Origin of the sequence: Vibrio sinensis, assembly GCF_003605645.1 — a bacterium.
Taxonomy (GTDB): domain Bacteria; phylum Pseudomonadota; class Gammaproteobacteria; order Enterobacterales; family Vibrionaceae; genus Vibrio; species Vibrio sinensis.
This window is the reverse complement of record NZ_QVMU01000208.1, coordinates 1-363: the sequence shown is the minus strand read 5'-3', so window position 1 is coordinate 363 and position 363 is coordinate 1. Positions and strand designations below refer to the sequence as shown.

Genomic DNA, 363 nt, shown 5'->3' with positions numbered 1-363 from the left:
TGTCCCGCAGCTTGGCGGGGATGGCCGCATTGAGGATGGGCGATTGGACCGGGGCCAGCAGATCGGCGGCCTTGAGCTGGGCCAGATTGCCCGCATCGCTGGTCAGGATGAGATCGGCGGCGCTGGCCTCGCCCTCGGCTTTCAGGCGCTCCAGCAATTGGGCACCTGGTGCTTCCAACACCCTCACCTTGATGCCGGTTTCGGCCTCGAAGCGCTGATAGAGCACGCCGTCAGCATCATAATGGCGCCCCGAATAGACATTGACGACCGCCTCGTTTTCTCTGGCCGGCTTGCTTGCCGCATCAGGTGCGGGAACGGGCGCGGGCGCGCAACAAGCGCACAGCAAGGAGACAATCGCCAACA

At 64.2% G+C, this 363-nt stretch carries 1 protein-coding gene; it reads right to left on the bottom strand.

Annotated features, from left to right (window positions below):
• A partial coding sequence (locus DZ860_RS24230) for an extracellular solute-binding protein (protein ID WP_165862963.1) occupies window positions 1-363 on the bottom strand: 363 nt, incomplete at both ends.